The sequence below is a fragment of the Streptomyces bobili genome (assembly GCF_002154575.1).
Taxonomy (GTDB): domain Bacteria; phylum Actinomycetota; class Actinomycetes; order Streptomycetales; family Streptomycetaceae; genus Streptomyces; species Streptomyces bobili.
On sequence record NZ_MUBA01000059.1, the window covers coordinates 1 to 2,230 of the forward strand.

Consider the following 2,230-nt stretch of genomic DNA (forward strand, 5'->3'; position numbering starts at 1 on the left):
TCGCAGACCGCGAGGGCCTGCCAGTCGAGGTGGTCGGCGCCGCGTACCGAGGCCGGCCGTGGCTTCGTGCCCACCTTGACGACCTGCGCGCGGGGTTCGCGCACGATCTCGGTCCTGACGCGTCTCGGTTTCTGCCGGACGCCGTTGACGGTGCGCNNGGAAGCTGCCGGGCGCGACGGACGTGGTGTCCTGGCCGCGCAGGATGATCCCGGCCTCCTCGACGGCCTCGCGCACGGTCGCCGCGTTGGTGCGGACGGTGCGGGCCCGGCCGTCGGCCATGATCGTCAGGGCGCGTTCGGTACGGACGTCCAGCGCCAGTCCCTCGCGCCCGATGGGCCGGGAGCGCGAGACGGAGAGGTACGCGCCCTCGGCCCGCACCCCGAGCTGTCTGAGCGCCTCCTCCACGGTGTGGGCCGTCGTCCACCCCTCGCGCGGCCTGCCGTCCAGCATGAGGCGGACGGGGCGGCCGTACCGCACGGCGATCTCGTCGCCGTTGTCGAGGGCGGTGCCGGGGGCGGGCGCCACCATGTCGTGCGCGCCGACCCGCAGGCCCTCCTCCGCGAGCAGTTCGCCCACGTCGTCGGCGAAGGTGTGCAGGGTGCGGGGCTTGCCGTCGACGGTCAGCTCGATCGCCTTGTCCTTGGCGACGAAGGCGGTGGTGCCGCCCGCGAGGAACGCGACGACCAGCGCCTGGGGCAGCAGGGGGAACAGGGGCAGCAGGCGGCGCAGCGGGGAGTCCGAGCGCTCGGACCGGCGCGTCCCGCGCCGGCGTGCGGCCCGGCCGCCCGGCCCGGTGTCACCGGCGTACGCCTGGCGGGGAAGCACCGGCTGGGGCGGCTCCGGGGGCTCCTGCGACGCCCGTGGCCCCGGTGACTCGTAGGCGGGCCGGTAGGTGTCCTCGTACAGCGCCGCCGTCCCGACCGGCGTGCCCTGCTCCCAGGGGGCCGCGTACACCCCGTACGCGAGGGTCTCGGCGTTGTGGACGCCGACGTCGACGTACGTGTCCCCGGCGCCGGGCGGGAGGGGCTCCGGGTGCTGTGGGTACTGCGCGTCCCGCAGGTGGTGCACGTTGCTCACGCCGACACGCTCCAGGGGTCCTGGGGTCCGAAGGTGGTCCGGATCGGGCCCCCAGAACCTAGCGGAGCGACCGTCACTCTCCAAAGCGACGCGGCTACCCAGAGTTGTGTTCGGGTGCGGTGTCCACGGGTCAGTAGCCGAAGGCGCGGGCCGTGTTGGCGGCCAGGGCGCCCGCCAGGGTGTCCTCGTCGATGCCGCGTACGGCGGCCATGGCGCGGACCGTGACCGGAACGAGATAGGGCGCGTTGGGCCGTCCGCGGTAGGGCGCCGGGGTGAGGAAGGGGGCGTCGGTCTCGACGAGGACCAGCTCCAGCGGGGCGACGGCGAGGGCGTCGCGCAGATGCTGGGCGTTCTTGAAGGTGACGTTGCCTGCGAAGGACATGAAGTATCCGGCGCGGGCGCAGATCTGCGCCATCTCGGCGTCGCCGGAGTAGCAGTGGAAGACGGTCCGCTCGGGGGCGCCCTCCTCCTTCAGCACCCGCAGGACGTCCGCGTGGGCGTCGCGGTCGTGGATGACGAGGGCCTTGCCGTGCCGTTTGGCCATCTCGATGTGGGCGCGGAAGGAACGCTCCTGCGCCTCCATGCCCTCGGGGCCGGTGCGGAAGTGGTCGAGGCCGGTCTCGCCGACGCCCTTGACCTGGGGGAGCGCGGCCAGGCGGTCGATCTCGGCGAGCGCCGTGTCGAGCGCCCCGGCGCCTCCGGCCTCGCGCGCCCCCTGCCGGGACCATCCGTCGGGGTCGCCGTGGACGATGCGGGGGGCTTCGTTGGGGTGCAGGGCGACCGCCGCGTGGACGCTGTCGTACGCCGCTGCCGTCTCGGCCGCCCAGCGGGAGCCGGCGACGTCGCAGCCGACCTGGACGACCGTCGTCACGCCGACCGACGCGGCTTTCGCGAGGCCCTCCTCGACGGTGCCCGACTGCATGTCGAGGTGGGTGTGGGAGTCGGCGACCGGTACCCGCAGGGGGGCCGGGAGCGGCGGCGCCGCGTTCTTGTCGGCGTTCGAAGGCATGCCCCGATCCTACGGAAGGCGGGCTCCCGCGCTCCGGCCCCCTTCGGCTCAGCCGGCCCGGTGCTGGAAGGGGTGCAGGAGGTCGGACAGGTGCCAGTGGTGCTGGTCCGCCGGCCGTTCCGCGGCGGCCACCGGTGCCTGCAC

1 protein-coding gene and 1 pseudogene are annotated in these 2,230 nt (G+C 74.4%); both read right to left on the bottom strand.

Annotation, left to right across the window (positions count from 1 at the left end; translation table 11 throughout):
- A pseudogene (locus BZL64_RS05565) lies at positions 1-1,059 on the bottom strand (ubiquitin-like domain-containing protein); the annotation flags it as partial.
- 148 nt (positions 1,060-1,207) lie between these two features.
- Positions 1,208-2,086 carry a TatD family hydrolase gene (locus tag BZL64_RS05570; protein ID WP_086766767.1) on the bottom strand — a complete coding sequence of 293 codons (879 nt, stop codon included), beginning with the start codon at positions 2,084-2,086 and terminating at the stop codon, positions 1,208-1,210.
- Positions 2,087-2,230: the final 144 nt, after the last annotated feature.